The organism is Streptomyces sp. NPDC057136 (assembly GCF_042670885.1).
Lineage (GTDB): Bacteria > Actinomycetota > Actinomycetes > Streptomycetales > Streptomycetaceae > Streptomyces.
The window spans coordinates 255205-275155 of sequence record NZ_JBHUUV010000005.1 but is presented as its reverse complement, the minus strand read 5'-3'; the positions used below and the strand labels follow the sequence as shown (position 1 = coordinate 275155).

16 protein-coding genes are annotated in these 19951 nt (G+C 69.9%); 12 read left to right on the top strand and 4 right to left on the bottom strand.

Going from position 1 to position 19951, the window contains the following annotated elements; all coding sequences use genetic code 11:
* The first annotated feature begins 82 nt into the window (after positions 1-82).
* Both ACFT7S_RS09405 and ACFT7S_RS09400 read left to right on the top strand, forming a co-directional pair.
* Positions 83-1132 (top strand): LLM class F420-dependent oxidoreductase, encoded by a 1050-nt coding sequence (locus ACFT7S_RS09405; protein ID WP_382729097.1) that lies wholly within the window; start codon positions 83-85, stop codon positions 1130-1132.
* Between the two features lie 215 nt (positions 1133-1347).
* Complete coding sequence (locus tag ACFT7S_RS09400) at positions 1348-2136, top strand: ferritin-like domain-containing protein (RefSeq protein ID WP_382729095.1); 789 nt, start codon at positions 1348-1350, stop codon at positions 2134-2136.
* A gap of 18 nt (positions 2137-2154) precedes the next feature.
* On the opposite strand, the gene corA is transcribed toward ACFT7S_RS09400, so the two are convergent.
* A complete protein-coding gene (gene corA, locus ACFT7S_RS09395) occupies positions 2155-3141 on the bottom strand; it encodes a magnesium/cobalt transporter CorA (protein WP_382729094.1) in 987 nt (328 codons plus the stop codon).
* Positions 3142-3204: 63 nt separating this feature from the next.
* Here corA and ACFT7S_RS09390 point away from each other — a divergent pair, with 63 nt between their 5' ends.
* The 5 genes from ACFT7S_RS09390 to ACFT7S_RS09370 all read left to right on the top strand — a co-directional run bounded on the left by ACFT7S_RS09390 (position 3205) and on the right by ACFT7S_RS09370 (position 10091).
* Positions 3205-3915, top strand: a complete 711-nt coding sequence (locus tag ACFT7S_RS09390) for a histidine phosphatase family protein (RefSeq protein WP_382729092.1) — start codon at positions 3205-3207, stop codon at positions 3913-3915.
* A gap of 104 nt (positions 3916-4019) precedes the next feature.
* The gene (locus ACFT7S_RS09385; protein ID WP_033304581.1) at positions 4020-4610 is read left to right on the top strand and encodes a DUF3090 domain-containing protein; all 591 of its coding nucleotides are present in this window, start codon (positions 4020-4022) and stop codon (positions 4608-4610) included.
* Positions 4574-5446, top strand: a complete 873-nt coding sequence (locus ACFT7S_RS09380) for an SCO1664 family protein (RefSeq protein ID WP_382729090.1) — start codon at positions 4574-4576, stop codon at positions 5444-5446. Before ACFT7S_RS09385 ends, ACFT7S_RS09380 begins: the two co-directional genes overlap by 37 nt.
* 242 nt (positions 5447-5688) lie before the next feature.
* Entirely contained in the window at positions 5689-6918 is a 1230-nt protein-coding gene (mshC, locus tag ACFT7S_RS09375) for a cysteine--1-D-myo-inosityl 2-amino-2-deoxy-alpha-D-glucopyranoside ligase (RefSeq protein ID WP_382729088.1), read from the top strand.
* 125 nt (positions 6919-7043) lie between these two features.
* Positions 7044-10091 carry an NPCBM/NEW2 domain-containing protein gene (locus ACFT7S_RS09370; RefSeq protein WP_382729086.1) on the top strand — a complete coding sequence of 1016 codons (3048 nt, stop codon included), beginning with the start codon at positions 7044-7046 and terminating at the stop codon, positions 10089-10091.
* A gap of 93 nt (positions 10092-10184) precedes the next feature.
* On the opposite strand, the gene ACFT7S_RS09365 is transcribed toward ACFT7S_RS09370, so the two are convergent.
* On the bottom strand, positions 10185-11240 hold the full coding sequence (locus ACFT7S_RS09365; RefSeq protein ID WP_382729085.1) for a PAC2 family protein: 1056 nt from the start codon (positions 11238-11240) through the stop codon (positions 10185-10187).
* 255 nt (positions 11241-11495) lie between these two features.
* On the opposite strand from ACFT7S_RS09365, the gene ACFT7S_RS09360 reads away from it, so the two are divergent.
* The 5 genes from ACFT7S_RS09360 to ACFT7S_RS09340 all read left to right on the top strand — a co-directional run bounded on the left by ACFT7S_RS09360 (position 11496) and on the right by ACFT7S_RS09340 (position 17419).
* A complete protein-coding gene (locus ACFT7S_RS09360) occupies positions 11496-12824 on the top strand; it encodes an enolase C-terminal domain-like protein (protein ID WP_382729083.1) in 1329 nt (442 codons plus the stop codon).
* The gene (locus tag ACFT7S_RS09355) at positions 12821-13600 is read left to right on the top strand and encodes an SDR family NAD(P)-dependent oxidoreductase (protein WP_382729081.1); all 780 of its coding nucleotides are present in this window, start codon (positions 12821-12823) and stop codon (positions 13598-13600) included. The genes ACFT7S_RS09360 and ACFT7S_RS09355 overlap by 4 nt, the downstream gene beginning before the upstream one ends.
* 90 nt (positions 13601-13690) lie before the next feature.
* Positions 13691-14731 (top strand): sugar ABC transporter substrate-binding protein, encoded by a 1041-nt coding sequence (locus ACFT7S_RS09350; protein WP_382729079.1) that lies wholly within the window; start codon positions 13691-13693, stop codon positions 14729-14731.
* Positions 14732-14864: 133 nt separating this feature from the next.
* The gene (locus tag ACFT7S_RS09345; protein ID WP_382729077.1) at positions 14865-16382 is read left to right on the top strand and encodes a sugar ABC transporter ATP-binding protein; all 1518 of its coding nucleotides are present in this window, start codon (positions 14865-14867) and stop codon (positions 16380-16382) included.
* Positions 16379-17419, top strand: a complete 1041-nt coding sequence (locus ACFT7S_RS09340) for an ABC transporter permease (RefSeq protein ID WP_382729075.1) — start codon at positions 16379-16381, stop codon at positions 17417-17419. The genes ACFT7S_RS09345 and ACFT7S_RS09340 overlap by 4 nt, the downstream gene beginning before the upstream one ends.
* Positions 17420-17473: 54 nt before the next feature.
* Here ACFT7S_RS09340 and ACFT7S_RS09335 read toward each other — a convergent pair whose 3' ends face one another.
* Both ACFT7S_RS09335 and ACFT7S_RS09330 read right to left on the bottom strand, forming a co-directional pair.
* Positions 17474-18145, bottom strand: a complete 672-nt coding sequence (locus tag ACFT7S_RS09335; RefSeq protein ID WP_382729073.1) for a FadR/GntR family transcriptional regulator — start codon at positions 18143-18145, stop codon at positions 17474-17476.
* Between the two features lie 195 nt (positions 18146-18340).
* Positions 18341-19951 (bottom strand): FAD-dependent oxidoreductase, encoded by a 1611-nt coding sequence (locus ACFT7S_RS09330; RefSeq protein WP_382729071.1) that lies wholly within the window; start codon positions 19949-19951, stop codon positions 18341-18343.

Sequence of the window (19951 nt, the reverse complement as noted above, 5' to 3'; positions counted from 1 at the left end):
GCGGCCGAGCCCTGCCGGATCGGGTGCCCGCGCGCTAGAGTCCGGACCACAGGGACGTTACTGATCAGTATGGGAGCGGTTTATGCGGCTCGGTATCAATCTCGGTTACTGGGGAGCGGGCATGGACGGCGACAACCTCGCCGTCGCCCAGGAGGCCGACCGGCTCGGCTATGACGTCTGCTGGGCGGCCGAGGCGTACGGCTCCGACGCCCCCACCGTGCTGACCTGGGTCGCCGCCCAGACCGAGTCCATCGACGTCGGCTCGGCGATCATGCAGATCCCGGCCAGGCAGCCCGCGATGACCGCGATGACCGCGGCCACCCTGGACTCGCTCTCCGGAGGCCGCTTCCGGCTCGGCCTCGGTGTCTCGGGCCCACAGGTCTCCGAGGGCTGGTACGGCGTCAAGTTCGACAAGCCGCTGGCCCGCACACGGGAGTACGTCGAGATCGTCCGCAGGGCCATGTCGCGCGAGCGCCTCTCGTACGAGGGGGAGCACTGGACGCTCCCGCTCCCCGACGGCCCGGGCAAGCCCATCAAGCTCACCGTGCACCCGAAGCGCGAGCACATCCCGCTCTACATCGCCGCCATCGGCCCGAAGAACCTGGAGCAGACCGGCGAGATCGCGGACGGGGCGCTGCTGATCTTCCCGTCCGCCGACCACCTCGAGGACACGGCCGTGAAGTACCTGCGGGCCGGTCGTGAGAAGGCCGGGAAGACCATGGAGGGCTTCGACGTCTGCCCGACGCTGCCGCTCGCCGTCGGCGACGACATCAAGGGCCTCGCCGACATGTTCCGTCCGTACACCGCGCTGTACGTCGGCGGCATGGGCAGCCGCAAGCAGAACTTCTACAACCAGCTCGCCCAGCGCATGGGGTACGAGAAGGAAGCCGCCGAGATCCAGGACAAGTACCTGGCCGGCGACAAGAGCGGCGCTGCCGCCGCCGTACCGCACCAGCTCATCGACCAGACCACGCTGCTCGGTTCGGTGGAGCGGATCGCCGAGCGGATGCAGGCGTACGCGGCCGCGGGTGTCACCACGCTGACCCTCGCCCCGGCGGGCTTCACGCTCGACGAGCGGATCACGGCCCTGCGCGCCGGCACGGACGCCCTTGAGCGCTCCGGCCTCTCGTAGGAGGCGCGCCGCTGCCCGAACGGTTCAGGGGCAGCACAACGGCCGTGGTGGGGGCTCGGGGGTCTTCCCCGCCACGGCCGTACCCGGAGAACGCGCCGATGGCTCTTCGGTTACGCGCCGGACGCTCCTCGTCCGCACGGCGGCCCTCGTGTTGCCGACTCACCCGTACCGCATTTGACTTTGCCTCTGCGGACATCGGTACGGAGGTGGCAGTGATGCTTTCGGCACAGAGCCTGTTCCAGGAGATCCTCGACGACGACGCGTCGTTCCGGCTGTTCTGTTCCATCGCAGCCAGCGGCGAGTCCCAGGGCGGCTGGGAGAACGGCCGTATCGCGGCGCTCGTGCCCGCGAGTCAACGGGATCTGGCTCCCAAGATCGCCCGGCACGGCGCCGACGAGGACAAGCACGGCCGGATCTTCAACGCGCTCCTGAAGAAGCGCGGACTGCGTCCTGCGGATGTCCCGTCCGACACCGACTACACGATGCTTCTGGAACAGCGGGGCATCGGGCTCGCCCACGAACAGCTCAAGCGCGACGAACCGCTGTCGGAGCAGGACGTCATCACCTACTTGGCACACAGCAGGGTGACCGAGCAGCGCGCCTCCGAGCAGATGCGCCTGCTGCTCAGGCACTTCGCCGACCACCCCGAGCTCGGCCGCGCGGTGAAGATGATCTCGAACGACGAGGACAACCACCTCGCGTACTGCCACGAGGAACTGCTCCGCTTCGCCCGCGCCGGACAGGGCCGCATGATCCAGCGCACCCTGCGGGAGTGCGCCCACAGCGAGATCCGGGTCTACCGGGACGTCAGCCTCGCCGTGATGGCGCACATGGGGGCGCTCCTGCAGTGGTCCCGGGCCAAGTCGGCGCTGCTGGCCGTGGGCATCCACGTCGTGTACGCCTACGAGCGGCTGATCGGATGGCGCCGCATGGTGACCCTGGAACCGCCTGCGCGACGGGACGCGCTGGGCGGCGCCGCCATGGTCGAGCCCGACTTCGCCTGAGACCGCACGCGAGCGTGGTCAGAGCCAGCCGCGACGCTTGAACAGACGGTGCAGTCCGAACACCGCACAGCCCATCAGCGCGACCACCGCCGGATAGGTCCACACCCAGTGCAGCTCCGGCATGTGGTCGAAGTTCATGCCGTAGACGCCCGCCACCATGGTCGGGACAGCGGCCATGGCGGCCCACGCGGAGATCTTCCGCATGTCGTCGTTCTGGCGCACCCCCATCTGCGCCAGATGGGCCGAAAGGATGTCCGACAGCAGCCGGTCCAGTCCCTCCACCTGTTCGTTGACGCGCGTCAGGTGGTCGCTCACGTCCCGGAAGAACGGCTGCGCGTGCTCGTGGACGAACGGCACCCCCGCGCTCGCGAGACGCGTCATCGGAGAGGACAGCGGACCGGTCGCCCGGCGGAATTCGAGCACCTGGCGCTTGAACGTGTAGATGCGGGCGGCGGAGTTGGTGGAGTCACCCGTGCCGCTCGGCGCGAACACCTGGGTCTCCAGCTCCTCCAGGTCGACCTGGAGCTCGGCGCCCACGTCGACGTAGTGGTCCACGATCGCGTCGCTGACCGCGTACAGCACTGCTGTGGGGCCGTGCTTGAGGACCTCGGGCTCGGCCTCCAGCCGGCGGCGTACGGCCGCGAGCGGCGCACTCTCGCCGTGTCTGACCGTCACGACGAACGAATCACCGATGAAGACCATCAGCTCGTCGGTGCTGACCGTGTCGCTCGCCGGCTCGTACACGACCGGCTTGATGACGACGAACAGCGAATCGTCGTACACCTCCAGCTTGGGCCGCTGGTGCGCGCGCAGCGCGTCCTCCACCGCCAGCGGGTGCAGCCCGAACTCGCTGCTGACGCTGGAGAACTCCTTCTCCGTCGGCTCGTGCAGTCCGACCCAGAGGAACGCGTCCCCGGTGGCCCGTGCCTCGTCCAGGGCGTCGGAGAGATCGGCGGGGCCTTCGGTACGGCGCCCGTCCCGGTAGATGGCACTGTCGACAATCACGCGCGCATTCTTCCCTGCCGCCGACCGCTCCGCACCTTTGCCCGGCCCTTTAGGCTGGCTCGTATGCCCACGCTGATCCTCGTACGCCACGGCCGGTCCACCGCCAACACCGCGGGAGTGCTCGCCGGCCGGACCCCCGGTGTCTCCCTGGACGAACGCGGCGCCGAGCAGGCGGCCGCGCTGCCCGGGCGGCTGGCCGCTCTCTCGCTCGTCGCCGCCGTCAGCAGCCCCCTGGAGCGCTGCCGCGAAACGCTCCAGCCGCTGCTCGACGCCCGCCCCGGCCTCCCGTTCCACACCGAGGACCGCATCAGCGAGTGCGACTACGGGGACTGGTCGGGGCGAAAGCTGGCGGAACTGGCCGACGAGCCGCTGATGGCCGTCGTCCAGCAGCACCCCTCGGCCGCCGCGTTCCCCGGTGGCGAGTCCATGCGGGCGATGCAGGCCAGGGCGGTCGACGCCGTACGGGACTGGAACGCCCGCATCGAGGCCGAGCACGGCGACGACGCGACGTACGTGATGTGCTCGCACGGCGACATCATCAAGTCCCTCGTCGCCGACGCGCTCGGCATGCATCTGGACCTCTTCCAGCGGGTCCACGCCGATCCGTGCTCGGTCACCGCGATCCGCTACACCCGGCTGCGGCCCTTCCTTCTCCGGCTGGGCGACACCGGGGACTTCGCCTCCCTCGCCCCGCGCGAACAGGCCGTCGGCGCGGACGCCGCGGGCGGCAACGCGACGGACGCGGCGGTCGGGGGCGGCGCTGGGGCACCGTGATCGCTCCGCGCAGTAGGGTGGACGCGCCGTAGGGGCCGTTCCGGGGGCATCCCTCCGGACTCCGGCCGCCCCCATTTTCCGTCAAATCTCAAGGGAGACAGGACGTGTCCCGTCAGGTGTTCCTCTACGACCCCCCGGACCGTTTCGTGGCCGGTACGGTCGGGCTGCCTGGCCGCCGTACGTTTTTCCTGCAGGCATCCTCCAGGGGGCGCGTCACCAGCGTGGCCCTGGAGAAGACTCAGGTTGCCGCGCTGGCCGAACGGATCGACGAACTGCTCGACGAGGTCGTGAGACGGACCGGCGGCAATTCTCCGGTGCCGGCCGTGGCCCCCATGGATGTCACCGACACCGCACCGCTCGACGCGCCCGTCGAGGAGGAGTTCAGGGTCGGCACGATGGCTCTCGCCTGGGACGGTGAGGAGCAGCGGATGATCGTCGAGGCACAGGCGCTCGTCGAGCTGGACGCCGATTCGGAGGACGACCTCGCGGAGGCCGAGGAAAGGCTCCTGCAGGACGAGGAGAACGGCCCGCCGATGCTGCGCGTGCGGCTGAGCGGCGCTCAGGCCCGGGCGTTCGCCAAGCGCGCCCTGGACGTCGTGAACGCCGGCCGCCCGCCGTGCCCGCTGTGCAGCCTTCCGCTCGATCCGGAAGGACACGTATGCCCGCGCCAGAACGGATACCGTCGCGGAGCATGACCGGGACCGGGCTGCTGGCCCTGCTCGCGCAGGGGGAGCTCACGGTCCTCGGCCAGGTCCGGGGCGCCTCCAACGCGGTGCTCTACTGCTCGGTCGCGTACGAGGGCGAGGAGCGGACCTGCGTGTACAAGCCGGTCGCCGGGGAACAGCCGCTGTGGGACTTCCCCGACGGGACCCTCGCGCAGCGCGAGGTGGCGGCGTACGAGATCTCCGAGGCGACCGGGTGGGGGCTCGTGCCGCCGACGGTGCTGCGGGACGGGCCGTACGGGGAGGGCATGTGCCAGCTCTGGATCGAGGCGGCTCCGGACGGCTCCACCGAAGGCTCCACCGACGGTTCCGCTGACGGGAGCGCGACTTCGCTGCTCGCCCTCGTCGAGGACGAGGAGCCGGGGGACGGCTGGAAGGCCGTGGGCTTCGCGGAGGTCGGGGAGGGGAAGACGGCCCTGCTGGTGCATGCGGACGATCCCCGGCTGCGGCGCCTCGCGGTGCTCGACGCGGTGATCAACAACGGCGACCGGAAGGGCGGCCATCTGCTGCCCGCTCCGGGCGGCCGGCTGTACGGCATCGACCACGGGGTCACGTTCAACGCCGACGACAAGCTGCGCACGCTGCTGTGGGGCTGGGCGGGCGAACCGCTGACGGACGAGGCCGTCGAGGTGCTGGGCCGGCTGGACGCGGAACTGGCTCCGGGGGCGGGGCTCGCCACCCGGTTGGGCGAGCTGATCACCGCGACGGAGCTGGACGCTTTGAGGGGGCGTGTGGGGGGCCTGCTGACGACGGGGCGGCATCCGCAGCCGAGCGGGGAGTGGCCGGCCATTCCGTGGCCGCCGGTCTGACGGGCGGGGCTTTTTCGCATGCGTGGCGGCCGCGGACCCCGGTCCGCGGGGCATGGCCTTCGGCCGCTTGTCCTCAATTGCCGGACGGGCTTGATCTGGCCACCTGAGCCCTTGAGGACCGGGTACGGGGCGGAGCCCCGGGCGCGATTAAGGGAAACCCCTCCCGCCGTCAAGACGGCCTCCTCGGCCACGATTCCCGGTCCGGTTCGTATCCGGAAGCATCGTCCGGTTACGCTCATGACATGTATGCCTGGCCCGCTTCTGAGGTCCCCGCCCTGCCTGGCAAGGGCCGCGACCTTCGGATCCACGACACCGCGACCGGCGGACGGATCACCCTTGACCCCGGTCCCGTCGCCCGCATCTATGTCTGCGGCATCACGCCGTACGACGCGACCCACATGGGTCATGCGGCGACCTACAACGCGTTCGACCTCGTTCAGCGCGTGTGGCTCGACACCAAGCGGCAGGTTCACTATGTCCAGAACGTGACCGACGTGGATGATCCGCTGCTGGAGCGGGCCGTACGCGACGGTCAGGACTGGACCGAGCTCGCCGAGCGCGAGACGGCCCTCTTCCGGGAGGACATGACCGCCCTGCGGATGCTCCCGCCGCAGCACTACATCGGCGCGGTGGAGGCGATACCCGGGATCGTCCCGCTCGTCGAACGGCTCCGGGACGCGGGTGCCGCCTACGAGCTCGACGGCGACGTGTACTTCTCCGTCGAGGCCGACCCGCACTTCGGCCAGGTCTCCCACCTGGACGCCGAAGCCATGCGGCTGCTCTCCGCCGAGCGCGGTGGCGACCCCGAGCGCCCCGGCAAGAAGAACCCCCTCGACCCCATGCTGTGGATGGCCGCCCGCGAGGGCGAGCCCAGCTGGGACGGTGGCACGCTCGGACTCGGCCGCCCCGGCTGGCACATCGAGTGCGTCGCCATCGCCCTTGACCACCTCGGCATGGGCTTCGACGTCCAGGGAGGCGGCTCCGACCTCGTCTTCCCGCACCACGAGATGGGCGCCTCGCACGCCCAGGCGCTGACCGGCGAGCACCCGTTCGCCCAGGCGTACGTGCACGCCGGCATGGTCGCCCTGAACGGCGAGAAGATGTCGAAGTCCAAGGGCAACCTGGTCTTCGTGTCGGCGCTGCGCCGTGACGGCGTGGACCCGGCAGCGATCCGGCTGTCCCTGCTCTCGCACCACTACCGGTCCGACTGGGAGTGGACCGACCAGGTGCTGGCCGACGCCGTCGAGCGGCTGGCCCGGTGGCGCGCCGCCGTTTCCCGCCCCGACGGACGGTCCGCCGACGCCCTGGTCGAAGAGGTCCGCGAGGCCCTCGCCGACGATCTGGACACCCCGGCCGCACTTGCCGCCGTGGACCGCTGGGCGGCTCTGCAGAGCGCGGACGGCGGCACGGACGAGGGCGCACCCGGCCTCGTCTCGCGCACCGTGGACGCGCTGCTCGGCGTGGCGCTGTAGCAGCCGGGCGGTGTGATCACCGCGCGATCCATACCCAAGGACCGGTCTCGGACTTCTTTACGAAGTTCGGGGCCGGTTCCCTTTTGTCCGTAGTCAATTGCTCGAAGTTGCGCTAAAAGCGCTCTATGCAATCATCAACGCGCATCAGAGTGGCGGCAGTCGCCGGCCTGCTCGGACTGCTCGCGGCGCTCACGGGACCGGGCAGCGCCCAGGCCGAGCCGTCCGCACCGGCCGGCACGACCGTCGGTGACGTCACCGGATTCTCCGCCGACGGGCCCGTCTATCACCTGACAGCCGGCAAGGCCGAGGCCCGTGTCAGCTTCGTCTCCGCCAAGACCTTCCGTATCGAACTGGCCCCGGACGGAAAATTCGCCGACCCGACCGGCGACGACATCGTCCTGCCGCAGGGCACCCCGCCCCGGACCAGCTGGACGGACCGGGGCGACCGTTACGAGCTCTCCGCGAGCGGCGGCGTCACCCTGCGGGCGTACAAGTCGCCCCTGCGGTTCGCGCTGTACCGGGCCGACGGCAGCCAGGTCTGGTCCGAGGCCAAGGGGCTGAGCTGGGACGGCGAGAAGACCACCCAGACCCTTTCCCGGGGCGCCGAAGAGCAGTTCTACGGTGCAGGGATGCAGAACGGCCGCGGCAACACCTCGCACCGCGGCAAGACCGTCGAGGTCGGCGTCGACTACAACTGGAACGACGGCGGCCACCCCAACTCGGTCCCGTTCTACCTCTCCTCGGCCGGATACGGCGTCTACCGCAATACCTACGCCCCCAACACCTATGCCTTCAGCGACCCGGTGACGACGAGTGCGCGGGAACAGCGCTTCGACGCCTACTACTTCGCGGGTGACGCCAAGAACGTCATCGGGCAGTACACGAAGCTCACCGGCAAGCCCTTCCTGCCGCCGGTGTACGGCATGGAGATCGGCGACGCCGACTGCTATCTGCACAACGCCAACCGTGGCGAGCGCCGCACCCTGGACGCCCTGAAGGTCGCCGACGGCTACGTCGAGAACGACATGCCGAACGGCTGGATGCTCGTCAACGACGGCTACGGCTGTGGTTACGAGGACCTCGCCGAGACCGCAAAGGGCCTCCAGGACCGCAATATGCAGCTCGGTCTGTGGACCGAGGACGGCATCGACAAGCTCGCCGACCAGGTGAAGGCGGGCCAGCGCGTCGCCAAGCTCGATGTGGCCTGGGTCGGTGAGGGCTACAAGTTCGCCCTCGACGGCTGCAAGGACGCGTACAAGGGCATCGAGGAGAACAGCGACGCCCGCGGCTACACCTGGGCACCGGAGAGCTGGTCGGGCGCCCAGCGCTGCGGGGTCCAGTGGTCCGGCGACCAGTCGGGCAGCTGGGAGTACATCCGCTGGCAGATCCCGACCTACGCGGGCGCCACGATGTCGGGGCTCGCTTACACCACGGGCGACGTCGACGGGATCTTCGGCGGCAGCGCCAAGACGTACACCCGGGACCTCCAGTGGAAGATGTTCCTTGGCACGACGATGACCATGGACGGCTGGGCCGCGAACGACAAGCAGCCCTTCCGGTACGGCGAGCCGTACACCTCCGTCAACCGCGACTACCTGAAGCTGAAGGAGTCGCTGCTGCCCTACCAGTACTCGTACGCGCACGAGGCGACGAAGACCGGCGTCGGCATGGTCCGCCCGCTCGTCCTGGAGTACCCGGACGACCCGAAGGCGGCGTCGGACGCGGCGAAGTACGAGTTCATGTCCGGTGAGCACTTCCTGGTCGCGCCCGTCTACCAGGACGCCACCGAGCGCAGTTCCATCTATCTGCCGAAGGGCACCTGGACCGACTACTGGAGCGGCCGGACCTACCAGGGGCCGACCACCGTCGACCACTACAGCGCTCCGCTCGACACCCTCCCGCTCTTCGTGAAGGCGGGCGCCGCCGTGCCGATGTGGCCCGGCATCCGCTCGTACAAGGACCGCACGGCGGACTCACCGCTGGCCTGGGACGTGTATCCGCAGGGGACTTCGTCGTTCACGATGTACGAGGACGACGGTGTGACCCGGCAGCACCGCGAGGGCAGGTACGCCACGCAGCGGGCCGTCGTCGAAGCGCCGAAGAGCGGCGCGGGTGACGTCACCGTACGCATCGGCGAGAGCAAGGGGAGCTTCGCGGGCAAACAGAGCAGCCGTCCCTACGAGTTCGCCGTGCACACCGGCTCCGCGCCCACTGCCGTCAAGCTCGCCGGCAAGCTGCCGCAGGTGCGGTCGGCGGCGGCCTTCGAGGCCGCGACGCAGGGCTGGTGGTACGACCAGGACGACCGCGGTGGTGTGGTGAAGATCAAGACCGAGCCGCTGAGCACGGCCCGGGAGTTCACGGTCACGCTGGCGAACGCCAGCGCCGTCGGAGGGAAGCGGCCCGGCGCGACGGCCGTCGTCTCAGCGCCGGACGCCCAGGAGATGGGCGCCGGAGTGGTCGGCACCGTCTCCGTCGACGTCGCCGCGGGCTCCGCGGACCTGACGGGCACCACTGTCACCCTGGACGTCCCGGAGGGCTGGCAGGTCACCCCGTCGGCCACCGTGGCCCGGATACCGGCGGGCACCACCCGGCGGGTCGAGGTGGCGGTCACCCCGGCGCGGGACGCCACGGCGGGGGAGGCCCGGATCACCGCGCTCGCCCGCTACGGAGCGGCGGGCGAGTCCCGCACCACCGCGCAGCGGCTGGCCGTCGGTGTGATGCCACCGCCCCCGAGCGGAGCGGCCTGGGCGAGCGACCTGGTCTGGCTGAAGTCGGCCAACGGCTACGGGCCCGCGGAGCGCGACCGCTCCAACGGCGAGTCCGGGGCGAGCGACGGGCGCACGCTGACGCTGGCCGGGAAGACGTACGAGAAGGGGATCGGCACCCACGCCGACTCCGACATCGAGGTCTATCTCGGCGGCCGGTGCACCGCGTTCACCGCGGACGTCGGCGTCGACGACGAGATCAACGGCTACGGCGAGGTGGCGTTCTCCGTGGAGGCCGACGGCAAGGTGCTGTGGACCTCGCCGAAGGTGACCGGCGCCTCGGCGACGGTGCCCGTCGATGTGAGCCTCGACGGCGCGCGGCATGTGCATCTGAAGGTCACGGACACCAATGGTTCCAAGACCGGTGACCACGGCGACTGGGCGGGGGCGCGGTTCAGCTGCGCCTGACCACATGCCCGGACAGGGCGAGGGGCGCCGGGCGGGGTTCGTACCCGCCCGGCGCCCCTAGGGCCTGTCCGGCTGCTGCCTGCGCCCGGTCGGTCAGTCCTCCGAGGTGTCCCCGTCGTCCCCGGACGTGTCCGTGTCCGGGTCCTCCGAGGAATCCCCGGACGCCTTCCCGGCGTCGGCGGCTCCGCTCTCGGCCCCGGGCTCCGGACGCGCCGGCTTGGGCGGTCTGGTGCGGCCGCCCGACGTGTCCCGCAGATAGGGGACGTCGCCGCTCTCCGTCGCGTGCCCGCCGGGCCCCTGGCCCGGACCGCCGTCCCGGCGCCGCAGATAACGCTCGAACTCCCGGGCGATGGCCTCGCCGGTCGCCTCGGGCAGCTCCGCGGTGTCGCGGGCCTCCTCCAGCGTCTGTACGTACTCGGCGACCTCGCTGTCCTCGGCGGCCAGTTGGTCGACGCCGAGCTGCCAGGCGCGGGCGTCCTCGGGCAGTTCGCCCAGCGGAATCCGCAGTCCGAGCAGGTCCTCCAGGCGATTCAGCAGAGCCAGCGTCGCCTTCGGGTTGGGCGGCTGCGACACATAGTGCGGCACCGCCGCCCACAGGCTCACCGCGGGCACGCCCGCGTGTGTGCAGGCCTCCTGGAGGATGCCGACGATGCCCGTCGGGCCCTCGTACCGGGTCTCTTCCAGATCCATCGTCCTGGCCAGATCCGGATCGGACGTCACACCGCTGACCGGCACCGGCCGGGTGTGCGGGGTGTCGCCGAGCAGTGCCCCGAGGATGACGACCATCTCGACGCCCAACTCATGGGCGAATCCCAGGATCTCGTTGCAGAACGAACGCCAGCGCATCGACGGTTCGATGCCGCGGACGAGGACCAGATCGCGGGGCTTGTCCCCGCCGACGCGGACCACGGAGAGGCGGGTGGTGGGCCAGGTGATCTTGCGCACCCCGCCGTCCAGCCACACCGTGGGCCGGTTGACCTGGAAGTCGTAGTAGTCCTCGGCGTCGAGCGCCGCGAACACCTCGCCCTTCCATTCCCGGTCCAGATGTCCGACAGCTGTGGAGGCGGCGTCACCGGCGTCGTTCCAGCCCTCGAACGCGGCCACCATGACCGGGTCGACCAGCTCGGGTACCCCCTCGAGCTCGATCACCCAGACCCCCTTCCGAAGTTCCCTTGTGTACGCACCAACCTTACGGCTTCCGGGATGTCCGGCCGCAGTCCCCGGGCACGGGCGGGTGAACTGTGCGCGTGTACGTGTATCAGCGGTCGAAACAGGGCATCAGCTCCGCGATTCATCCGAGCTGTGCTACCCGAATTCCGCGCGAACCCTGGACGTCTGGTCGAGAGAGGCGCTATACATCGGATGACACGCAAGAGGTCCGATGTTATTCCCCTGGGGGCGCACATGAGTCAGACCGTCACGGCTTTCGAGGTTCACGACATCCGGTTTCCCACCTCGGAACAGTTGGACGGCTCGGACGCCATGAACCCCGATCCCGACTACTCCGCCGCTTATGTCGTCCTGCGCACCGGCCACCCCGGTGCCCGGACCGAGGGCCATGGCTTCTGCTTCACTATCGGGCGCGGCAACGAGATCATGGCGGCCGCCATCGAGGCGCTGCGCCCGTACGTGGTGGGGCGCCCGGCGCCGCGTACCGCTGCCGACCTCGGTGAGCTGTACCGAGAGCTGACGCACGACTCCCAACTTCGCTGGCTCGGGCCGGAGAAGGGCGTGATGCACATGGCGGTCGGAGCGGTCGTCAACGCTGCCTGGGACCTGGCGGCGGCCGGCGCGGGCAAGCCCGTCTGGCAGTTCCTCGCCGGGATGACGCCGGAGGAGCTCGTCTCCCTCGTCGACTTCCGCTACCTCACCGACGCGCTCACGCCCGAGGAGGCTCTCGCCATCCTGCGGGCCGCCGAACCGGGCCGCGCCGAGCGCACGGAACTCCTCCTCGCCCAGGGCTATCCCGCGTACACGACCTCGCCCGGCTGGCTGGGGTACGACGACGACAAGCTGGTACGGCTGTCCAAGGAGGCCGTGGCCGACGGCTTCGGCCAGATCAAGCTGAAGGTCGGCGCCGATCTCGGCGACGACATACGCAGGATGTCGCTCGCCCGTGAGGCGGTCGGCCCCGACATCCGGATCGCGGTCGACGCCAACCAGCGCTGGGACGTGGCCGACGCGGTGGAGTGGATGAACGCCCTCGCGCCGTACGACCCGCACTGGATCGAGGAACCCACCAGCCCCGACGACGTACTCGGTCACGCCGCCGTGCGCGCCGGACAGCCCGTCAAGGTCGCCACCGGCGAACACGTCGCCAACCGGGTCGTGTTCAAGCAACTGCTCCAGGCCGGCGCCGTCGACTTCGTACAGATCGACGCCGCACGCGTCGCGGGTGTCAACGAGAACCTGGCGATCCTGCTGCTCGCCGCGAAGTACGGCGTTCCGGTCTGCCCGCACGCCGGAGGTGTCGGGCTCTGCGAACTGGTGCAGCATCTCTCGATGTTCGACTATGTGGCGGTCTCCGGGACCTGGGAGGACCGTGTGATCGAGTACGTCGACCATCTCCATGAGCACTTCGCCACCCCCACCGTGATCGAGAACGGCAGATACAGGGCGCCGCTCGCGCCGGGGTTCTCCGCACGGATGCTCCCCGAGTCCATGGCCCGACACCGCTATCCCGAGGGCCCCGTCTGGCAGGCCCGCCGCACGTCCGAGGAGAACGCCCGATGACCGGTGCACTGGAATTCGACGGCATGTCCGCCCTGGTGACGGGCGGTGCGTCCGGGATCGGGGCCGCCGTGGCCACCCTGCTCCTGGAACGCGGCGCGACCGTCGCCGTACTCGACCGGGAGACCGCGGGCGCGCCGAAGGGCGTGCTCGCGTTCAAGGCCGATGTGACCGACGACGCGGCCGTAAGAGAAGCGGTCGACCGGGCCGCCGCCGAGATGGGCGGCCTGCACACCCTCGTCTCCAACGCCGGCATCGGCTCCATCGGCACCGTCGAGGACAACACGGACGAGGAGTGGACGAAGGTCCTGGACATCAACGTCCTCGGCATGGTCCGCACCGCCCGTCACGCCCTGCCACACCTGCGCCGTGCCGCGGCGGCCCGCCCCGGAGCCGTCTCGATCACCCACACCTGCTCGATCGCGGCCACGGCGGGCCTGCCGCAGCGCGCGCTCTACAGCGCGAGCAAGGGGGCGGTGCTCTCGCTGACCCTCGCCATGGCCGCCGACCACGTCCGCGAGGGCATCCGGGTCAACTGCGTCAACCCCGGCACCGCGGACACCCCGTGGATCGGCAGACTCCTCGACCGGGCCGAAGACCCGGCCGCCGAACGCGCCGCCCTCAACGCCCGCCAGCCCCTGGGACGGCTGGTATCGGCGGATGAGGTCGCCGCGGCGATCGTCTACCTCGCCGGCCCCGGCGCCGCCTCCGTCACCGGCACCTCACTCGCCGTCGACGGCGGCATGCAGGGCCTGCGACTGCGCCCCGCGACCGACTGAAACGTGACCATCCCCAGCTGAGCCGCAGCACACACCACGCCGGGCCGCCAGAACGACGAGCCGGTACTCCACAAAGGAACGGGACCCCTCATGAGAGTGCGTACGACGAGTGCGGCGGCCTGCGCCGTACTGCTGGCAGTGACCGCCCTCGCGGGCTGCAACCGCGAGTCCAGCGACAGCGGCGACGGCGGTGGCAAGGTCGGCATCGACCTGCCGCGCAGCGACAGCGACTTCTGGAACTCCTACCAGCAGTACGTCGAGAAGGGCGTCAAGGACGGGGAGGTCGAGGCGCTGCCCCTGACCAACTCGCAGAACGACATCGGCAAGCTCGTCGCCAACGTCCAGACCTTCACCGACCAGGGTGCCAAGGCCGTCGTGATGGCTCCGCAGGACACCGGCGCGATAGCCGAGTCGCTGAACACGCTGAACGAGAAGAAGATCCCGGCCATCAGCGTCGACACCCGCCCCGACAAGGGCAACGTCTACATGGTCGTACGGGCCGACAACAAGGCGTACGGCACCAACGCCTGCAAGTACCTCGGTGAGCAGCTGAAGGGCAAGGGCAAGGTCGTCGAATTCCAGGGCGACCTGTCCTCGATCAACGGCCGGGACCGCTCCGTGGCGTTCAAGGAGTGCATGGACAAGGACTTCCCCGACATCGAGGTCTTCGAGCTGGCCACCGACTGGAAGGGCGATGTGGCCTCCGCGAAGCTCCAGTCGACGCTGGCCGCGCACCCCGACATCAACGGCATCTACATGCAGGCCGGTGGTGTGTTCCTCCAGCCCACCCTCGCGCTGCTGGAGCAGAAGAAGCTGCTGAAGCCGGTCGGCGCCCCCGGGCACATCACGATCATCTCCAACGACGGCATCCCGGAGGAGTTCGACGCGATCAGGTCCGGGAAGATCGACGCGACGATCTCCCAGCCCGCCGACCTCTACGCCAAGTATGCGCTGTTCTACGCCAAGGCGGCGCTGGCCGGAAAGACCTTCAAGGAGGGTCCGACCGACCACGACTCCACGATCATCAAGATCCCGGGCGGTCTCGAGGACCAGCTGCCCGCGCCCCTGGTGACCAAGGAGAACGTGGACGACCCGAAGCTTTGGGCCAATCAGCTCGAGAAGAAGAGCTAGTCGTGACTCCTCCCTCTCGTTGCCGAGAGGGCTTCCCTCCCGGCAACGAAGAGCCGAGACGCGGCCAAGCCCTGACCGCCGCCCGAGGGCAGGGCATCGACATCACTACAGCGCTTCGCTGAGAAGGGGCCTGATGGACAAGGCACTACCTGCCGTACAGGCGGCAGGAATCGTCAAACGCTTCGGGCCCACCGTGGCGCTCGACGGCGTGGAGCTCACCGTGCAGCCCGGTGAGTCGCACGCGCTCGTCGGCCGCAACGGCGCCGGCAAGTCCACGCTGGTCAGCGTGCTCACCGGACTCCACAAGGCGGACGCGGGCACGGTCCGGTTCGGCGGAGAGGCCGCGCCCGCTTTCGGGGACACCATGGCCTGGCAGTCCAAGGTCGCCTGCGTCTACCAGAAATCGATGGTCGTCCCCGATCTGACCGTCGCCGAGAACCTCTTCCTCAACCGCTTCGACGAGGATGCCCGCTGGATCAGCTGGGGCAAGCTCCGCAAGCGCGCGGCGCAGCTCCTCGCCGAGTACGGGGTGCAGGTCGACCCCGACACGCGGGCCAGGGATCTCGCCGTCGAACAGCGGCAGTTCGTCGAGATCGCCCGGGCCCTGTCCTTCGGTGCCCGGCTGATCATCCTCGACGAGCCGACCGCGCAGCTCGACGCCCGGGGCATCGGCCGGCTCTTCGGCAAACTGCGCGAACTGCAGAGCCAGGGAGTGGCGTTCCTGTTCATCTCCCACCATCTGCAGGAGGTGTACGAACTCTGCACCGCCGTCACCGTCTACCGCGACGCCCGTCATGTCATGACCGCCCCGGTCGAAGGCATCGGCAAGGCGGAACTGGTGGCGGCGATGACCGGTGAGCAGGGTGCTGGCGCGTCCGCCTGGCACGCCGCCGGGGCCGAGCGGGTACGGGACGAGTCGGCCGCACCCGTTCTGCGTACCGAACAGCTCGCGCTGGAGGGCCAGTTCGAGCCGCTGGACCTCCAGGTGCGGCCCGGTGAGGTCCTCGGCCTCGCCGGATCGGCCGCCAGCGGCAACACCGCGCTCGGCGAGACACTGGCCGGGATGCGCAAGGCGAGCGGAGGCACCATCTCCGTACACGGAAGGACCGTTCGGCCCGGAAGTGTCCCGCACGCCCTGGACGCCGGCATCGGGTACATCCCCGAGGACCGGCACGAACAGGGCCTGGTGCTGGACCGGAGCGTGGCGGAGAACGCCACGCTCACGGTCACCGACCAGCTGGGGCCGTGGGGGACCGTACTGCCCTCCCGGACCCGCCGGTTCGCCCAGTCGATGATCGCCTCGCTCGACATCAAGACGCAGGGACCCGAGCAGCCCGTCTCCGGGCTGTCCGGCGGCAATCAGCAGAAGGTGGTCGTCGCCCGCGCGCTGGCCCGCAGTCCCAGCGCGCTGATCGCGGTCCGGCCCACCGCGGGCGTGGACGTCAAGTCCAAGGACTCGCTGCTCGGAGTGGTACGGCGGGTCGCCGACGAAGGAAACGCCGCAGTGATCATCTCGGACGAACTGGACGATCTGCGGGTCTGCGACCGGGTGCTCGCCCTGTTCCACGGGCGGGTCGTCGCAACATTCGCAAGCGGGTGGACCGACGGGGAACTCGTCGCCGCCATGGAAGGTGTGGGGGAAAGGGAATGACCGGGACCATACGGCCGGCCACGGCCGAGGACGTCATGAGCGGGACGAAGGAAGGGAGCCCGCGCAGCAGGCTCCAGCTGATCCGGTGGAGCGACTTCTCGCTGGTGCCGGTGATCCTGGTCCTGATGGTGATCGGCTTCATCGTGTCGCCGGTCTTCCTCACCTCCAACAACCTGATCAGCGTCGTCCAGCAGTCCTCCGAACTCAGCCTGCTGGTGCTCGCCCAGGCGCTGATCCTCATCTGCGGCCGGATGGACCTGTCCCTGGAGTCGACGATCGGCATCGCGCCGGTCGTCGCCATGTGGCTGGTCCTGCCCACCGACGGCGGCCGGTTCGCGGGCCTCGAAATCTTCCCGGCCTGGTCGGCGATCCCGCTCTGTCTGCTCGTCGGACTGCTCGTCGGCGTGATCAACGGCTTCCTGATGCTGAAGCTGCGGGTCAACGGCTTCATCGCCACCCTCGGCATGCTCACCATGCTGCGCGGCCTCCACATCGGCATCACCGAGGGCAAGTCGATCACCGACGTCCCGGAGTCCTTCCGCTACCTGGGCAAGAGCGAGTGGCTCGGCGCCCCGGCCGCGGTCTGGATCTGCCTGGCGCTGTTCGCGATCGGCGGCGCGGCGCTGGCCTGGCTGCGGCACGGACGCTCGCTGTACGCCATCGGGGGCAACCCGGAGGCGGCACGGGCCGCCGGAATCCGGGTCGACCGGATCACCTGGATCGTGCTGGGCATCGGCGGTGTGCTGGCAGCCTTCGCGGGTATCCTCTACACCGGCCACTACGGGTCGGTCGCGGCCACCCAGGGCAACGGCTGGATCTTCCAGGTGTTCGCCGCAGCGGTCATCGGCGGGATCAGCCTCAAGGGCGGCCGCGGCACGCTGTTCGGCGCGCTGACCGGCGTACTGACGCTCCAGCTGGTGGTCAATGTGATGACCCTCGGCGGTGTCCCGGCGCTCTGGAACCAGTTCCTCAACGGCGCGATCATCATCCTCGCCCTGGTCATCTCGCGCTTCGCGAGCGGGGAGAAGCAGGACTGAGCGGGCACCGTACGGGCCGGGGGGCGGTACGTCGCCCCCCGGCCCGTACGTATGTCACAGGGTCGAGCGCAGCCACTGCTCCACGCTCGCCACATGGACGGTCGCCCAGGCCCGCGCGGCCTCCGCGTCCCTGTCCCGCAGCGCGGAGAGGATCGCCCGGTGCTCGTGGAGGGTGCGGCTGACGGCGTCCTCCTGGGTCAGGCCGCGCCAGACCCTCGCCCTCGTGGTCGGTCCGGAGAGCCCGTCGAGCAGTGAGCAGAGCACCGAATTGCCGGACGACTGCACGATGCCGCGGTGGAACTCCAGGTCGGCGGCGACCAGTTGCTCCACCGAGGGCTTCTCGCCCAGTGCGTCTAGCTGTGAGCCGAGCAGATCCAGCTGCGCGTCGCTGATCTGTCCCGCGGCCATCGCCGTGGCGGCCGGTTCGAGAATCCGGCGCACCGCGAGGAATTCCAGCACGGTGTCGTCGCGGTGGAAGTCCACCACGAAACTCAACGCTTCCAGGAGCAGTTGGGGGTCCAGGCTGGTGACGTACGTGCCGTCGCCCTGCCGTACATCGAGGATGCGGATCAGCGACAGGGCGCGTACCGCCTCCCGGAGGGAGTTGCGGGACAGTCCGAGCTCCGCGGCGAGTTCGCTCTCCTTGGGGAGCCGGTCACCGGGCCTCAGAGCACCCGAGACGATCATTTCCTTGATCTTCTCGATCGCCTCGTCGGTGACAGCCATGACGGTCCTCCTGGATTTCGGACTGGAATCAGACATCCGATGTCTTCGTCCATTATGAGGGTCCGCGCACCCGAACGAGCAGCCCCTGCCGCAGCTTGTGCCACGGACCACAGGGGGAGTCCGACAGATACGAACATGCGGACATGCGAACGGGGGCGGCCTCCCCCCCGGAAGCCGCCCCCGCGCACGCGTCTATCAGTCCCTGTCGGCGAGCAGACCCTCGACCTGGGTCCTGATGCCGTCCGTCGCCAGCCCACGGATCGTCAGCGTCGTGCGGCGACGCAGCACGTCGTCCGCCGTCTCGGCCCACTCGCGGTCCCGGGCGTAGACGACCTGCGCCCAGATCTCCGGGGCGTCCGGGTGGATGCGCTGGGCCAGGTCCGGGTTCTCGTTGGCGAGCCGCGCGATGTCGAAGGACAGCGAGCCGTAATGGGTGGCGAGGTGCCTGGCCGTGTCGGCCGCCATCCGCGGACCGGGCGTACCGCCGTCGATCAGCAGCCGGTGCGCGACCGCCTGCGGGTTGGCGATGCCGGGCAGCGGGAGCTTCTTCGGCAGCCGGGCCATCGGCTCCATGTCGTCCGCGAGCGGGTGACCCGGGAGCGCGGCCAGCTTGTTCATCACCGTACGGCCGATGTGACGGAACGTCGTCCACTTGCCGCCCGCGACCGAGAGCATCCCGCCCCGGCCCTCCGTCACGACGGTCTCGCGCTTGGCCTTGGACGTGCTGCCGGGACCGCCGGGCAGCACCCGCAGACCCGCGAAGGAGTACGTGATCAGATCACGCGACAGCTGCTGGTCGCGGACGGAGAACGCCGCCTCGTCCAGGATCTGCGCCGTGTCCTTCTCGGTCACCGTGACATCCGCCGGATCGCCCTCGTACTCCTCGTCGGTCGTGCCGAGCAGCAGCATGTCCTCCCACGGCAGCGCGAAGGTGATCCGGTACTTGTCGATCGGGGTGGCGAGGGCGGCCTTCCACGGGCGGGTGCGCTTCAGCACCAGGTGCGCGCCCTTGGAGAGCCGTATCGAAGGAGCCGCGTTCGGGTCCTCCATCTTGCGGAGGTGGTCGACCCACGGACCGGTGGCGTTCAGTACGAGGCGGGCGTTCACGCCGAACTCCGTACCGTCCGCGCTGTCCCGCAGATCGGCGCCCGTCACCCGGCCCCGGGTGAACCGCAGTCCGGTGACCGCGGCGTGGTTGAGGACGGTCGCGCCCGCGTCGACCGCCGCGCGTACGGTCATCAGCGCCATCCGGGCGTCGTTCATCTGGTCGTCGCCGTAGACCGCGACGGCCTTCAGATTGTCCGTACGCAGCTCCGGCACATCGCGCTGCGCCTTCGCCGGGCTGATCACATGGCCGACACCGTCACCGAACGCGGACAGCGCGGAGTAGGCGAAGACGCCCGCACCGAGCTTGGCCGCGCCGTGCGGGCCGCCCTTGTAGACCGGCAGGTAGAAGGTGAGCGGATTGGCCAGGTGCGGCGCGACCTGGCGGGAGATGGCGCGCCGCTCGAAGTGGTTCTCCGCCACCAGCTTCACCGCGCCGGTCTGCAGGTAGCGCAGACCGCCGTGGAGGAGCTTGGAGGAGGCGGAGGAGGTGGCGCCGGCGAAGTCGCCGGCGTCCACCAGCGCCACCCGCAGTCCGGACTGCGCGGCGTGCCAGGCGGTGGAGATGCCCAGGATGCCGCCGCCGATCACCAGGAGGTCGTACGTCGCCTTGGACAGCTGCTCCCGGGTCTCGGCGCGGCTCGGAAGGGAGCCGGAGGCCGGATGCGTCCCGAGGGCGGGGACGCTCTGCAGGGTGGTCAT